This is a genomic window from Nocardia carnea, from assembly GCF_029868325.1.
Taxonomy (GTDB): Bacteria; Actinomycetota; Actinomycetes; order Mycobacteriales; family Mycobacteriaceae; genus Nocardia; species Nocardia carnea_C.
On sequence record NZ_JARWNW010000092.1, the window covers coordinates 1 to 15188 of the forward strand.

The 15188-nt window shown below is 68.7% G+C and carries 12 protein-coding genes and 1 pseudogene; 7 read left to right on the forward strand and 6 right to left on the reverse strand.

Annotated features, from left to right (window positions below; genetic code table 11):
- The first annotated feature begins 335 nt into the window (after positions 1 to 335).
- The 4 genes from QH196_RS05755 (at position 336) to QH196_RS05770 (ending at position 5439) form a co-directional block, all read left to right on the forward strand.
- Entirely contained in the window at positions 336 to 1370 is a 1035-nt protein-coding gene (locus tag QH196_RS05755; RefSeq protein WP_280414698.1) for an ABC transporter substrate-binding protein, read from the forward strand.
- 89 nt (positions 1371 to 1459) lie between these two features.
- Complete coding sequence (locus QH196_RS05760) at positions 1460 to 2416, forward strand: FecCD family ABC transporter permease (RefSeq protein WP_280414707.1); 957 nt, start codon at positions 1460 to 1462, stop codon at positions 2414 to 2416.
- A 51-nt stretch (positions 2417 to 2467) separates the two neighbouring features.
- Positions 2468 to 3250 carry an ABC transporter ATP-binding protein gene (locus tag QH196_RS05765; RefSeq protein WP_280414699.1) on the forward strand — a complete coding sequence of 261 codons (783 nt, stop codon included), beginning with the start codon at positions 2468 to 2470 and terminating at the stop codon, positions 3248 to 3250.
- Positions 3251 to 3837: 587 nt separating this feature from the next.
- Positions 3838 to 5439, forward strand: coding sequence for a TROVE domain-containing protein (locus QH196_RS05770; protein ID WP_280414700.1), 1602 nt, complete (start codon positions 3838 to 3840; stop codon positions 5437 to 5439).
- Positions 5440 to 5664: 225 nt separating this feature from the next.
- Here the strand turns inward: QH196_RS05770 and QH196_RS05775 are convergent, their stop codons facing one another.
- Positions 5665 to 6303: a TetR/AcrR family transcriptional regulator gene (locus QH196_RS05775; protein WP_280414701.1), complete on the reverse strand. Its 639-nt coding sequence runs from the start codon at positions 6301 to 6303 to the stop codon at positions 5665 to 5667.
- 245 nt (positions 6304 to 6548) lie between these two features.
- On the opposite strand from QH196_RS05775, the gene QH196_RS05780 reads away from it, so the two are divergent.
- The 3 genes from QH196_RS05780 to QH196_RS05790 all read left to right on the forward strand — a co-directional run bounded on the left by QH196_RS05780 (position 6549) and on the right by QH196_RS05790 (position 10502).
- A complete protein-coding gene (locus tag QH196_RS05780; protein ID WP_280414702.1) occupies positions 6549 to 8636 on the forward strand; it encodes an ABC transporter permease in 2088 nt (695 codons plus the stop codon).
- 185 nt (positions 8637 to 8821) lie between these two features.
- Positions 8822 to 9703 carry a hypothetical protein gene (locus tag QH196_RS05785; RefSeq protein ID WP_280414703.1) on the forward strand — a complete coding sequence of 294 codons (882 nt, stop codon included), beginning with the start codon at positions 8822 to 8824 and terminating at the stop codon, positions 9701 to 9703.
- Positions 9704 to 9842: 139 nt separating this feature from the next.
- Positions 9843 to 10502 carry an endonuclease V gene (locus QH196_RS05790; RefSeq protein ID WP_280414704.1) on the forward strand — a complete coding sequence of 220 codons (660 nt, stop codon included), beginning with the start codon at positions 9843 to 9845 and terminating at the stop codon, positions 10500 to 10502.
- Between the two features lie 31 nt (positions 10503 to 10533).
- Here QH196_RS05790 and proB read toward each other — a convergent pair whose 3' ends face one another.
- The 5 genes and pseudogenes from proB to QH196_RS05815 all read right to left on the reverse strand — a co-directional run.
- Positions 10534 to 11655 carry a glutamate 5-kinase gene (gene proB, locus QH196_RS05795; protein WP_280414705.1) on the reverse strand — a complete coding sequence of 374 codons (1122 nt, stop codon included), beginning with the start codon at positions 11653 to 11655 and terminating at the stop codon, positions 10534 to 10536.
- A gap of 39 nt (positions 11656 to 11694) precedes the next feature.
- Positions 11695 to 13152 (reverse strand): GTPase ObgE, encoded by a 1458-nt coding sequence (gene obgE / locus QH196_RS05800; protein WP_280414706.1) that lies wholly within the window; start codon positions 13150 to 13152, stop codon positions 11695 to 11697.
- A 156-nt stretch (positions 13153 to 13308) separates the two neighbouring features.
- On the reverse strand, positions 13309 to 13575 hold the full coding sequence (gene rpmA, locus QH196_RS05805; RefSeq protein WP_033244700.1) for a 50S ribosomal protein L27: 267 nt from the start codon (positions 13573 to 13575) through the stop codon (positions 13309 to 13311).
- Positions 13576 to 13617: 42 nt separating this feature from the next.
- Entirely contained in the window at positions 13618 to 13929 is a 312-nt protein-coding gene (gene rplU / locus QH196_RS05810; protein WP_068046299.1) for a 50S ribosomal protein L21, read from the reverse strand.
- Positions 13930 to 14259: 330 nt separating this feature from the next.
- A pseudogene (locus tag QH196_RS05815) lies at positions 14260 to 15188 on the reverse strand (hypothetical protein); the annotation flags it as partial.

Consider the following 15188-nt stretch of genomic DNA (forward strand, 5'->3'; position numbering starts at 1 on the left):
GGCTCCTGTCGTCTACTGCAGAACGCCTGGATATCCTCGTTCTGGCTGGCTTGTTCATGGCGGAAGACCCGCTTTTTGCACGGACCATCCGGCAACGGACCAAGGATGGAATGCAGGTGCGGATGCTGTTCGGCGATCCCCCCGGGCCGTCCGCCCTGTCGGGCGCCGTAACGCCGGGGCGCGCCCGCCCTGCGGCCCGCGGCGTGGTGAGGGAACCCGGTGGGAGTCCGGGACTGGCGCGCAACGGTGACACCGTGCAGGTGAAGTCCGATCGCTCACGCGCCGCACCGACGCCGGCCTCGCGCACAGGCCCAGACGCAAGGAGTCCAGCCCTGATGCGGTCGTTTCCGCTGATCATCGCCACCGTCCTGGCCGCCGCGGCGCTCGCCGGCTGCTCGGCCACCGAGGCCGGGACCGCCTCGGATGCTGCGCCCGGCTCGCCAGGTTATCCGCTGACGATCAGCAACTGCGGGGTCGAGGTGACGGTGGACGCTCCGCCGCAGCGTGCGGTCGCCCTGAATCAGGGGTCGGCGGAGATCATGCTGTCGCTCGGCCTGGCCGACCGGATGGTGGGCACCGCGACCTGGACGGATCCGGTACGCGAGAATCTGGCCGCCGAGAACTCGAAGGTCCCCCGGCTGGCCGACAACGCCCCCTCGTTCGAGGTGGTACTCGATACCGAACCCGATTTCGTCGCGGCCTCCTTCGGTGGCACGCTGGGCCCCGGCGGAGTGGCCGACCGGGATCAGTTCGCGCAGCTGGGCGTGCCGTCCTACCTGTCGCCGACCGATTGCGACGGGAAAACCGATGCCAGTGTCAACGCCGACGGCGCCCGCACCGAACCGCTGACCATGGATTCGGTGTACAAGGAGGTCCGCGAACTGGCGGCGATCTTCGATATCCGGGAACGCGGTGAGCAGCTGGTCACCGCATTGCAGAGTCGCCACGACGCCGCGGTCGGCCGGATCGCCGCCCGGGACGTATCCCTTGCGTACTGGTTCGCCGATACCTCCACGCCCTATATGGCGGGATGCTGCGGATCATCCGGCATCATCACCGATGCGGTCGGCGCGAAGAACATCTTCGACGACACCACCAACGAGTGGCCGCAGGTGAGCTGGGAGACCGTGCTCGACCGCAACCCGACCGCCCTGGTCCTGGCCGATCTGAGCCGGCGCAGCCTGGCCGGCGACGCCCTCGACAGCAAGATCTCGTTCCTGGAATCGAACCCGGTCACCGCGCGCCTGGACGCCGTCCGCAACAAGCGCTACATCGTGGTCAACGGCGCGGATCTGAATCCGTCGATCCGGACGGTCGACGGTATCGAGAAAGTCGCCGACGCCCTGGAGCGGTGGGGCTTCGGTTCGTGAGTCCGCAGACAGCGCCGGCCGCCCCGGTCACGCGCGCACCCGCGACGGCCGCGCTGGTGCTGCTCGGGCTGGCGGCGCTGGCCGTCTCGATGGCGTTCACGATCACCATCGGACCCGCGGAACTGTCCATGGGCGATGTCTACGCCGTACTGTTCGACAAGCTCGGCGTCGGCGCCGCAGACGTCTCGGCGATCCGGGAAGGCATCGTCTGGGAACTGCGGCTACCGCGGACACTGCTCGCCGCGATCTGCGGCGCCGGACTGGCAGTCTGCGGCGCGATCATGCAATCGCTGCTGCGCAACCCACTCGCGGACCCGTTCGTCCTCGGTATCTCTTCCGGCGCGTCCACCGGTGCGGTGATCGTGGCGGTGCTCGGGGTGGGCGGCGGCCTGGTATCGCTGTCCACCGGCGCGCTGGTCGGCGCCTTGGTCTCGTTCGGCCTGGTGCTGCTGTTGGCGGCGGGCGCCGGCGGCGGCGCGGCGAAGGTGGTGCTGGCAGGGGTCGCGGGCACCCAGTTGTTCTCCGCGCTCACCTCGTTCATCGTGCTGTCCTCGGCCGACGCCGAACGCACCCGCGGAATCCTGTTCTGGCTGCTGGGTTCGCTGGCGGGCGCGAGCTGGACCGATGTCACGGTTACCGCGCTGGTCTGCGCCGCCGGTTTCGTACTGTGCTGGTGGCGGCATTCCGCGCTGGATGCCTTCACCTTCGGGTCGTCGGCGGCGGCGACCCTGGGCATCGCGGTCGGGCGGACCCGGCTACTGCTGCTCGTCGTCACCGCCCTGATGACCGCGGTACTGGTCAGCGCGGCCGGGGCGATCGGTTTCGTCGGCCTGGTCCTCCCGCACGCCGCAAGGTTCCTGGTGGGCCCCCGGCACAGCCGGTTACTTCCTGTCTGTGCCGTTCTGGGCGCGGTACTGCTGGTCTGGGTCGACGCGCTGGCGAGGACCGTTTTCGCACCGCAGGAGGTGCCGGTCGGGGTGGTCACCGCATTGATCGGGGTGCCCGCGTTCGCACTGCTGTTGTTCCGCACCCGGAGCACCGAATGACGCCGCCGCAACACCCGGCCGGCCGGCGACGCGCAGGACGCAGGTGAGCAGATGACACTGAGCGGCACACATCTGTCGTGGACCCGTGGCGGGAACCTGGTCGTCGACGATATCGATATCCGGCCGCGTCCCGGGCAGACGGTCGGATTGCTCGGGCCGAACGGGTCCGGTAAATCCTCGCTGCTGCGGTTGCTCGCGGGAGTCTCGCGACCCGATCGCGGCACCGTCACCCTCGACGGCACCCCCCTGCACCGTCTCGGCCGGCGCCCGCTGGCCCGCCGGGTCGCGATGGTCGGCCAGCATGCACATACCGAGGTCGATATCACCGTGCGCGATGTCGTACGCCTGGGCCGGATCCCGCACCGCGACCTGTTCGGCACCGATCCCCGGGAGGCCGAGGCGATCGACACGGCGTTGCACGCCACCGGTCTCACGGCACACGCGCATCGCACCTGGCGCACCCTCTCCGGTGGCGAACGCCAGCGCACCCAGATCGCGCGCGCCCTGGCCCAGGAACCCAGCGAACTGCTCCTGGACGAGCCGACGAATCATCTCGATATCGCCCACCAGCTCGAGATCCTGGATCTGATCACCGAACTGCCCATCACCACCGTGGTCGCCCTGCACGACCTGAACCTCGCGGCGATGTTCTGCGATTACGTCCTGGTGCTCGACCGCGGCCGCGTCGCCGCCCACGGCCACCCCGCCGAAACCCTGACCGAAGAACTCGTCCACAACGTCTACGGTGTCCGTGCCACCATCATCGTCGACGACGGCATCCCGGTGATCCGCTATCGCCGGACCGCCGCCAGCCCGCTTCCGGCTGAGCGGTAACGGAATTCCCGCCGGGCCCCGCGGTGTCGCTGCAGTTCTACCCGTTCGCGGTGGCGGCGCTGCTGAGACGGGCGAGACATGATCCCGGCGATCGGGCATGCGGAACGCACGCCACACCTGGGCACTCCGAGAGCTCCGGAAAATCAATGGAACGCGACCGACTCTGTTGCGTACTGTTCCGGACACGGCACACAGCGGGTGGGCCGGAGTCGATCGGTTACCTTCGGATCGGTATGTCGCGGGTTCGAATCCCGCCACGTCCGCGCCCATGGACGTGTAGCTCAGCTGGTAGAGCAATCGACTTCCGGTCACACCACCACGCCCACCCGCCTGTCGTGCCGCGCAACGAGAACGGGCCGACGCCGGCCGGTTATCTGGTATTTGCGGGTTCAAATCCTGCATGCACCCGGGGAAACCGGGGTGCATGAACTCCGGCCGACACCCCATGCCCGTTCTCCGCGCGCACCGACACGGTGGGGAGCGGGCCGGCAGCCTGCCGGTTATCTTTCGGGTGGATCATCCCGGCGGACACCAGCACGCCCGGCTCCCCGCATGCCCGGACACCGGGCCGAGGGAAGGGGAAACCGATGGACGCACTGGCACGGTTCGATCTGCGCAGCACACCGCAGCGCGAACAGGCCGATACACGGCAGACACCGAACAACGCGGGCGGGTGGACATTCGAGGTCACCCCGCAGGTGCGGTTGCGCCGGTTCCTCACCCTCGGCACCGACGGTGGCACCTACTATGTCGGCACCCGGGAACTCACTCGCGAAAATGCCACCGTTGTCGTGGAATTCGCCCAGGAGCGGACCGTGGAACTGGTTGCCGAAATCGTCGGGATCTCGGTATCCGGCCGGGCACCGCGGCAGAATCCCGCGCTCTTCGCGCTCGCCGCCGCGGCTTCCCTGGGTGATACCGAAGGCCGGCGCACCGCGCTGGACGCGCTACCGCTGGTGGCGCGCACCGGAACCCACCTGTTCCTGTTCGCGCGCTATATCGAACAGTTCCGCGGCTGGGGTCGCGGCCTGCGGCGGGCCGTCGCGCACTGGTACACGAGCCGGCCGATCGACGAAATCACCTACCAGGCCGTGAAGTACCGGCAGCGCGAAGGCTGGACCCACCGCGACCTGCTGCGCCTGTCGCACCCGGAAACCACCGAGGACGAGCGTAAGCGGCTGTTCGATTGGATCTGCGGACGCGAACCCGCCCTCGACGGATTGCGGCTCGTGGAAGGTTTCCACCGCGCGCAGACCGCCGAAACCGCCGCAATCCCGGCACTAGTACGCGAGTACCGGTTGTCGTGGGAAATGCTGCCCGATACGGCGCTCGCCGAGCCCGCGGTATGGGAAGCACTGCTGGACAACGGTCTTCCACAGACTGCGCTCATGCGACAGCTGCCGCGTCTGACCGGACTCGGCCTGCTGGACCCGCTCGCCGCGCGGACGCGGGCGGTGGCCGCGCAGCTGGCGGATCCGGAGCGGTTGCGGCGCGGACGGGTGCACCCGGTGAACGTTCTGGTCGCGCTGCGCACCTATGCCGCGGGCCGTGGCGTGCGTGGACGCGGCACCTGGACCCCGGCGCAGCCGATCGTCGATGCCCTGGACGCGGCGTTCTACGCGGCGTTCCGGGCAGTGGAGCCCACCGGGAAGCGGCATCTGCTCGCGCTGGACGTCTCGGGTTCGATGACGGCCCCGGTCGCCGGTCTGCCGCTTTCGGCGCGGGAGGCCAGTGCGGCACTCGCGCTGGTGACCGCGGCGACCGAAACGCAGCACCACATCGTCGGCTTCACTGCAGGCGGCGAGGGTGCGAGTTACCGGGATGCCCGTCTCCGGCAGGTCGATATCAGCCCGCGGCAGCGGCTCGACGATGCGATCCGCGCGGTGTCGAACCTGCCGTTCGGCGGTACGGATTGTTCACTGCCCATGCGCTACGCACTGGAATGCGGTATCGGTGTGGACGTGTTCGTGGTCCTCACCGATAACGAGACCTGGGCCGGGAATGAACATCCGCACCAGTCGTTGCGGCGCTACCGCGAGCACATCAACCCGCAGGCCAAGCTGGTGGTGGTCGGAATGACCGCGAGCAACTTCTCCATCGCCGACCCGCAGGACGCCGGGATGCTCGATATCGCCGGTTTCGACGCCGCGGTGCCGTCTGTGCTGGCCGATTTCGCCCGCGAGGTTTGACCAGCCCGCTATCAAGGGGCCGCAAGAGAACACCGAACCCGGACAGCACAGCTCCGGTCGATCCGGGGCCGTCCGGCTCTGTCCCGGGTACTCCGAGCGGTCCGGCCGGGAGTGCATCGACTTCCGGCCGGACCGCGCGTTACCGACAACGTGTTCGGTGACGAGTCGCCGGTGGCCGGGCAGGCCACTTCGCCGGCTTCTCTTGCCGGTGGTGTTCGGCTTCCTTTACAACCCCGCGAAATCCGGGTGGCTCACCGGGGCGCTGAGCAGGCCCGCGCAGGCGTCGGTGAGGAAGTATCCGAGTGCTGTCCATTCGGCGGTTTGTGAGCCTTCGCTGATCCGGGTTTCGTATTCGGCGCAGATATCGATGATCATGCGCCCCACGATCCGCTCGCGGCCGATACGCACGGTGGGCGGAACGGCCGACAGGGATTGGTGGATCTGCGCGATCACGCGGTCGGACAGCTCGTCGGCGCGGGCGGATTCGGTGAGCATGGCCGCGGTGGACGGTGTGGTGGCCAGCTGACGTTGTAGCCGCGCCCGCCGGGTCGGGGTGGGCAGGGATCCGATATGGCTGGTCACCGGCAGGATCAGGCATTGCAGGTACTCGGTGAGTCCGGGGTGGGCCGGGAGCCGGGCGATCAGCTCCGCACGGATGCGGCGCACCGGTTCGCGGTACCGGTCCACCAGTTCGCGCAGGAGTTCGTCGCGACCGCCGAAGTGGTAGGTGACGGCAGAATGGTTGGACTGGCCCGCGTGCTCGGCGATACGCCGGCTGGATACCGAGTCGATCCCGTGGGTCGCGAACAGTTCCTCGGCGGAGTCCAGGAGCGCCTGCCTGGCCAGATCACCGCGCCGTCCCACCGTGTTTCCTCGCCTTCTGTCGTTGCCGTGCCGGCAGGTTCTCATCCTGCCCGCATACCGCTCGGCTGGGGTTGCGATCAGTCTCACAGGGCGCCGGTGTCCCCATTTTAAGTCATGTGGCGTAAATTAGTTCCATACCGGGTGTGCGGTCCGAGGGAATCGATGATGCTGCCCCGCCGCCGAGAACCCACCGATCTTCTGCCGAACCCGCGGGTTCGCATCTGCCCACAGCAAGGAGTACCGCGGTGACGATTGCGCCGACCGAAACCGAGAGCCCGCCCACCGAGGCGGAGCTCGACAAAGACGAGCCGGCTCGCGCGAAGAAGGAGAAGATCGGCCGCATAGTCGGCATGTTCATCTTCCCGTTCCTGATGGTCGGCATGATGATCACCGGCTACCTCGCGGCCATGCACGCACCCGCACCGAACAATATGCCGGTCGCGGTCGCCGGGCCGGGCGCGGCCGAATTCGCGGCGGCACTGGAAACCGATCAGGGCGACGCCGTGGATGTGCGGATCGCGGGCAGCGAGGCCGAAGCCCGCGAACTGGTCTTCGGCCGGGAGGTCACCGGCGCGGTCTCGTTACCGGCCGGACCCGACGGCACCGCCACGGTCTACACGGCGGGCGCCGCGGGCGCCTCCCAGTCATCGAGCATCGGCCAGGTGCTGTCGGCCCAGGTGATCGGCGACGATCTACAGCCGCACACCGAAGATCTCGCACCGCTGCCGGCGCACGATACCGCCGGGCTGGCGGTCATGTTCATGACCACCGCACTCATGCTCGCCGGATACATGCCGCTGAGCCTGATGCTCTCCTCGGCACCGGAACTGTTGCGGTTCCGGCGGTTCGTTCCGCTGCTCGCGGGCTGGGCGGCGCTCATGGCCGGGCTGGTGTGGACGGTCGCCGATCCGATCCTCGGCGCGGTCCAGGGCCATACAGCGGAGGTGCTGGGGATCAGCTGGCTGGCGGTGTTCGCGGTGGGTTCGGTGCAGTTGTTCCTCACCCGGATCCTCGGCCCGATGGCCGTGCTGGTGGGCATGCTGTTGCTGATGGTGCTGGGTGTCCCGGCCTCGAACCTCGGCATGTCGGTGTACACGCTGCCGTCGCTGTACCCGGTGCTGCACAGTTTCCTGCCCGCCCCGGCCACCGGTGAAGCGCTGCGTTCGGCCCTTTTCTTCGGCGGCAACGGGCTGGCCGGCCATCTGGCCGTACTCGCCGCCGGCGCCGGAATCGCACTGGTGGCCACGCTCGGGATCGATGCCGTCAAACGGCGCCGCAACCCGGACGCCGCGCCGCCCGCACGCACCGTCGAATCCCTGCTGCCCGGCCCCCGGCCCCGCACCCGCGTGCACTACGCCCTGCTGGCGTTCTTCCCGCTGGCCATGGTCGGCATGATGATGACGACGATGCTGGGCGCGATGTATCAACCGGCGCCCAAGGAGATGCCGGTGGCGGTGGTCGCGGCCACCCCGGAAATGGCCGATCAGGTCGTGCAGGGTCTCGACCAGAACATGGCCGGCCTGTTCGATCTGCGCGGTGTCACCGACAGCGACGAGGCCCGCGCACTCGTCCGCGACCGCACGGTCTCGGCCGCCTACATCCTGCCGTCGCCGCAGACCCCGCATGCCACGCTGATCACCAACGAAGCCGCCGGAATGAGTCAGCAGCAGGTGGTGCAGACGGTGTTCGGCCAGGTCGCCGCGGGTCAGCAGATGCCGTTGGAAACCGAGAACATCACGGCACTGGCCGATACCGACAGCATGGGTACGGTGAGCATGTATCTGGCCATGGGCTGGATCATGGCCGGCTTCATGATCGTCATCGTCGGCTCGACGGCGGCACCGATGGTGATGGGGCTACGCACCCTGTTGCCGCTCCTGGCCGGATGGTCCCTGGCGATGTCGGCGGTGGTCTGGCTGATCGCGGGCCCGCTCGTCGGCGCCGTGCACGGGCATTTCCTGCCGCTGTCCGGGGTGGGGGCGGTCGCGATATTCAGTACGGCCCTGTTCACCACGATCTTCGTGCGGCTCCTCGGCATGCTGGCCGTACTCCCGGTGATCGCGATACTGATGTTCCTCGGTGTACCGGCATCCAACGGCGCCATGTCGATCTATATGGAACCGGAGATGTTCCGAGTCCTGCACGAGGTGCTGCCGATGCCGGCGGCGGTGGAATCGGTGCGCTCGATCCTGTACTTCGACGCGGATATGGTCGGCACGCATCTGACGACATTCGCGCTGTGGGGCGTGATTTCACTGATGGTCGTGGTGCTGATCGACCGGCTGCGGCCGCGGCGGGCGGAGGCAGCGCTTCCCGCCGTCGCCGAAAACTGAATCGGTAGAACGTATCCGATACGTTCCGCTCGCGGTGCCGCCGGTGCCGCGAGCGGAACGGCCGAATGCGAAAGCGGGCCCCCGTGGCGCACTGACGCCACCCGCGGCGCGCGAACAAGAGTTGCCGGGCGATTGCCGATATCATCACAGGCACCCGAAGCAACCCTGGAGTACAGGTAGTACCGATGACAGCCCAGCCGAGCACGCTATCCGCCGAACCGCCTGAAGCCGAGGCGGGTCCGGGAGTGCAGCCCGGTCCGGCCCGGGTACAGCCGGGCGGCTTCTTCCCGCCGCCGCGGGAACTACGCGGCAACCTCAACGGCTGGACCTACCCGGCCGTGTTCCTGGTGGCGATTCTCGCCACCTTCCTCGCGGCCCAGGCGGCACTCTCCCTCGACTCCGGTGAACCGCTGCTCACCGCGCTGCATATCGCGGCCACCGTCTGGCTGGCCTCGTTCCTGCCGATGATCTCGGCAACCTCGCGGGGCCGGTCGCGAATCAGGGTCGACGGCGCACGGTTCGCCAGCGATCGCGGCGCACTGGTGGTACGCCGCTCGCTCGGCTACGAGATCGCGCTGGTGATCTGCTTCCTGAGCCCGGCGGCACTCTGCGCGATCTACGGGATCGGCGTACTGACCGGCAACCTCACCCTGCGATTGCCGATTCCCCCGTGGCTCGCGATCACGGTCGCGGTCGTACTGCTCGGATACCTCGCGATCTACGCGCGCCGCCCGGAAATCCGCCGCCTGGTGCTCACCCCGATGCATATCGTGGTGCCCACCAAAACCTCCATCGGAAACCGGGTGAGCTGGACCGCCGTGGAACGGGTCGCCGTGCAGTCGCGCAACAATTCCAAAGGCACCATCCGCATCGAATCCCCCGGGCGCCGGCCGGGTCGCACCAGCGTCAAACGGATTCACGCGGAAAAGCTCTCGATCGGGGCCGCGGGCACGTACTGGCTGATCCGCTACTACCACGAACATCCCGAGGCGCGTGCCGAACTCTCCGACGACCGCGCCGTCGAGCGGCTGCGTAACTACGGGGTCGTGGACCCGTTCTCGGCGTGATTCGCCGGCAGGTCACGCCCTCAGGGAGTATCTCGTCGCGTCGATCCCTCTGCCTGGCCATCTCTTGAAGCGGCGGCCCCGCCGTGGGTCACGCATCCGCGAATACCTTTGTCCGCGGTGTGCGGATTAGGCTCCGGGGATGGTTCGGGTGCGGCAGATGCACGAATGGGTGGTGACCGAGGACGAGGCCGTCGCAATCCAGCAGCGGCTCCGGGCGAAGGTCGTGGTCGGCGACGACCACGGACCGATCCGGCGGGTGGCCGGGCTGGATGTGGCCTATCGGGACCCGGATACCGCCGTCGGGGTGGTGACGGTACTCGACGCCGAATCGCTGACAGTACTCGACCGGGCCGTGGTCCGGGAGCGGATCGATTTCCCTTATATATCCGGCCTTTTCGCATTCCGAGAGGTCCCGGCACTGACCCGCGCCCTCGAGGAGCTGACCGTCGAACCCGATGCGCTCGTCTGCGACGGCCACGGACTGGCCCATCCCCGCCGGTTCGGCCTGGCCGCACACCTCGGTGTCCTCACCGGCCTGCCGAGTATCGGTGTCGCGAAGAACTCCTACGGCGAAGCCGAAGCACCCGGACCCGATCGCGGCGACTGGAGCTCTGTCACCACCGACGGTGAGATCGTGGGCCGCGTGCTGCGCACTCAGCCCGGGGTGAAACCGATCTACGTCTCGGTGGGCCACCGCTTCACCCTCGATTCGGCCTGCGAGCTGGTGCTGCGCCTGGCACCCCGCTACCGGCTACCGGAAACCACCCGCTCCGCCGATCACCTGGGGCGGATTTCCTGAGGCACCGGCCGCCCGCATACGGCCGGGACCGTCAGACCTTCACGAGATCGTCGGCGTGGATCACGGGGCGCTGCATACTGTCCGGCAGTTCCCGGGTGGACCGGCCCAGCATCGTGGAGAGTTCGGCCGCATCGTATTCCACCACGCCCCGCGCCACGATCGCGCGGTCCGGGCCGATCAGGTCCACCACATCGCCGCCGTGGAACCGGCCGCGTACCCCGACGATCCCCGCTGCCAGCAGCGATCGCCGGGCATGCGCCACCGCCGTGACGGCCCCGGCGTCGATGAGAATGGCACCGCGACTGTCGGCGGCGTGGCGGACCCAGAACCGGCGAGCCGACAAACGCACCGGACGAGCCGCGAACGCCGTACCCACGGTTCCGGTCCCGAGCGCACTCGCCGCCTCGGCCGCGGCCGCCAGCAGCACCGGCACACCCGCATCCGCGGCCAACCGGGCGGCGGACAGTTTCGAGGCCATGCCACCGGTCCCGAGCACACCGCCGCTCCCGGCTATCACACCGTCGAGATCGGCACTGCTGCGCACCTCGGCAATGAAATTCGCGTCGCCCTTGCGCGGATCGCCGTCGTAGAGCCCGGCCACATCGGAGAGCAGGAACAACGCGTCGGCACCCACCAGATGGGCGACCAGCGCGGCGAGGCGGTCGTTGTCGCCGAACCGGATCTCCTCCGTGGCGACCGTATCGTTCTCGTTCACCACCCCGACCGCACCGAGCGACCGCAACCGGTCCAGAGTGCGCTGGGCATTGCGGTGGTGCTCACGCCGGGCGAAATCATCGGCGCTGAGCAGTACCTGGCCCACCGTCCGGTCGTACCGGGCGAACGACGTACCCCACGCATGCGCGAGTGCGAGCTGACCGACACTGGCCGCGGCCTGTTTGGTCGCCAGATCGCGCGGCCGCCGGGTGAGCCCCAGCGGTGCCAGCCCGGCACCGATCGCGCCCGACGACACCACCACCACATCGGAGCCGGCCCGCATCCGCGCCTCGATGGCATCCGCGAGCCGATCCAGCCGATCGTTGTCCAGCCCCCCGTGCAGGCTGGTGAGCGCGGACGAACCGATCTTCACCACAACCCGCCGCGCCCCGGCTATCGCCTGCCGGGCATCACTGAGTTCTAGCGGTAGCTGGGTCACGGCTGTGCCCCTGCTCCGCGGTTGCCCAGGCTCACCTGCCTACTCCCTGTCTTCTTCGTCGACGAGTCCACGCCGCACCCGTGAGGCGTGCTTACGTTCGGCCGCCCCGACCCGGTCGGTCTGTTCGAGCCGGATATCGGTGCCGCGGCCGGTAGGAACGATATCGGCGCCCGCGGTGATCTGCGGTTCCCAGTCGAAGGTCACATCGCCGATCGTCACGGGCGCACCCGGTTCGGCGCCGAGCCGCACCAGTTCGTCCTCCACACCGAGCCGCGCCAGCCGGTCGGCCAGGTAGCCGACGGCTTCGTCGTTGTCGAACTGGGTCTGGCGGACCCAGCGTTCGGGGCGGGTGCCGCGGACCACGAAACCACCGGGTTCCTCCGGGTCGGGTTCCACCGTGAAGCCCGAATCGTCCACCGCGATCGGGCGGATCACCGGGCGCTTCGGTTCGGCCTTGGGATGCGCTTCGCGGTACTGCTGCACCAGTTCGGCGAGGGCGAAGGTCAGCGGCCGCAAACCGGCGTGGCTGACCGCGGAGATCCGGTAGACCGGCCAGCCGCGTTCGCGCAGCTCCGGTGTCACCAGGTCGGCGAGGTCTTCGGCATCGGGCACATCGGCCTTGTTCAGGATCACCACCCGCGGCCGGTCGGCCAGATCACCGAGGCTCGCGTCGCCGCGCAGCGCCGGTTTGTAGGCGGCCAGCTCGGCCTCGAGCGCATCGATATCGGAGACCGGGTCGCGGCCCGGTTCCAGCGTCGCCAGGTCCACGACATGGGCGAGTACCGCGCAACGTTCCAGGTGGCGGAGGAAATCCAGGCCCAGCCCGCGCCCATCGCTCGCACCGGGAATCAACCCTGGCACGTCGGCGATGGTGAAGGTGGTGTCACCGGCGTTCACCACACCCAGGTTCGGGACCAGCGTGGTGAACGGGTAGTCGGCGATCTTCGGTTTCGCGGCCGAGAGCACCGAGACCAGCGACGACTTACCGGCCGACGGAAACCCGACCAGCCCCACATCGGCAACGGATTTGAGTTCCAGCACCACATCGCGGACCTCGCCCTCCTCGCCGAGGAGGGCGAAACCCGGAGCCTTGCGCGCCCGGGACACCAGTGCCGCGTTCCCCAGCCCGCCGCGACCGCCCTTGGCGATCACGAACCGGTTGCCGGCCCCGACCAGATCCATCAGGACCTCACCGTCGGAATCCAGGACCACGGTCCCGTCCGGGACCTTCAGCAGCAGCTCCGACCCCTTCTTCCCGTCCCGGTTCCCGCCCTCACCGGGTTTACCGTTACCGGCCTTCGCGTGCGGGTGGAAGTGGAAATCCAGCAGGGTATGCACATTGGAGTCGACCTCCAGTACCACATCCCCGCCGTTACCGCCGTTACCGCCGTCGGGCCCGCCGAGCGGTTTGAACTTCTCCCGGTGCACCGACGCACAACCATGGCCGCCTTTACCGGCGCTGACATGAAGAACGACGCGGTCGATGAACTTGGCCATGGCCGGATCATCCTCCTCGGGAACTGGAAGGTCGGGAAGGCGCGGCCTCCGATACCGGGACCGCCCCGGGGGAACTACGGCGAACCGTAGAAACGCGAAAAGCGGGTCGAGGGTGAATCACCCTGACCCGCTCGCTGTGGTGGAGTCGTCAGCCGGTCAGGCTTCGACCGGCTCCGGGACCACGATGTTGACGGTCTTGCGACCACGCTTGCTGCCGAACGTCACGGCACCGGCCTCCAGCGCGAACAGGGTGTCGTCCCCGCCGCGGCCGACGTTGACGCCGGGATGGAAATGGGTGCCACGCTGCCGCACCAAGATCTCGCCGGCCTTGACGGTCTGCCCGCCGAAGCGCTTCACGCCGAGCCGCTTGGAATTGGAATCGCGGCCGTTCCGGGAGCTGGATGCACCCTTCTTATGTGCCATTGCTGATACTCCTTCAGCGCGGGACGAAAGCCCTGCGAGTGGTTACTTGATGCCGGTGACCTTCAGGACCGTCAGCGGCTGACGGTGACCCTGGCGCTTGTGGTAGCCGGTCTTGTTCTTGAACTTGTGGATGCGGATCTTCGGGCCCTTGGTCTGCTCGACCACCTCGGCCGACACCGAAACCTTCGCGAGCTTGTCGGCTGCGGTGGTCAGCTCGGCGCCGTCGACGACGAGCACCGGCGACAGTGCCACGGAGGTGCCCGGCGCACCCTCGATCTTCTCGACCTTCACCAGGTCACCGACCGCGACCTTGTACTGCTTTCCGCCGGTCTTGACGATCGCGTACGTTGCCATCGGTCGGCTGCCCTTCTTCCTATAGTGCTCGGCACTCGTTCGCACGGTTGTCTCTCGGAGTGCACCGGGATTCACCACACGACTGGTCTGGTAATCATCGCCGCCTCGGTATCTGGTGGCTCTCGGTATCGGGAACCGGCCACGGAACAGCACATGCTGTCACCGGGCAGCGAGTGCCAAGGTTACCCGATGCCGGTTCCCGCGACCAAACCGGTCCCCTCGCGGCTCCGGGCCTCCGGTCGCTACGCCCGGTATGCGGAGCGCGGAACAGACGTACGGCGCACGGCGAAGTGCCCGATCCGAAGCCGGACCGGGCACGTTCACCTCGACTCAGTTGTCTTCGTCGACCGGTGGCCCGGCCGGACGCCCGGCCGCGCGGCGCCGTACCCGGCGCACCGGCACTTCGGCCGCCACGGGCTCGGCCGCAAGATCGGCGACCGGTGCCGCCGGCGGCTCCTCGGCGGGCAGCACGAAAACCGCGGCCGCGGCATCGGCTGCCGGCGAGGACGTGGACCTGGCGACGCGGCGCCGCCGGGTCCGGGACTCGGCAGCACCGTCCTCGGCCGGTACCGCGGCAACCGGAGGCTCTCCCGCGGCCTGTGCTGGGGTACATGCGGCCGCCGGCGGAGCAGTCGTGCCGTTTGCCGCGGCAGTGGTGCCGTTCAGCGCGGCCGCGGGTTCCGGAGCACCGTTCGAAGCAGGCTCGGTTACCGGGGTGCCGGCCTCTTGTTCTGTGTCGCCGGACACAGCGGCGGACGTGCCGGGCACGCTGGTGGCCTCGGCAGCGACGCCTGTTGTCTGCGACTCGCTGCCCGGTACGACATCGGCGTCCGCGTCAACAGTCGATTCGATAGCCTCCGGCGCTGCGGTCGCCGCACTGCCGGTATCCGGTGCCGGCACCGACGCTGCGGTATCGACATCCGATTCGCCGGCGTCAGCTGCCGTTCCCGCAGTAACTTCGGCCGTTTCCGCGGCAGCCCCCGCGGTATCCGCAGCAGCTCCGGCCATATCGGCGGCGGACCCGCCCGGCTCCGCCGCAGCCTCGGCGGTACCTGCGGCACTCGCCTCGGAGACCGCATGCGCTGTGCTGCCGTTCGACTCGGCAGCGGGACGCTCCCCGGACGATGCGGCACCGGCGGAACGCCGGACCCGGGTACGCCGCCCCCCCGGGTAGCCGGCGCCCGGCCGCGCCGGGTCGCCCCCCGCCGCGGCCGCCCGGCTCACCCGTGCCCGGGCCGCGATGACCGGGATCTCGGAAC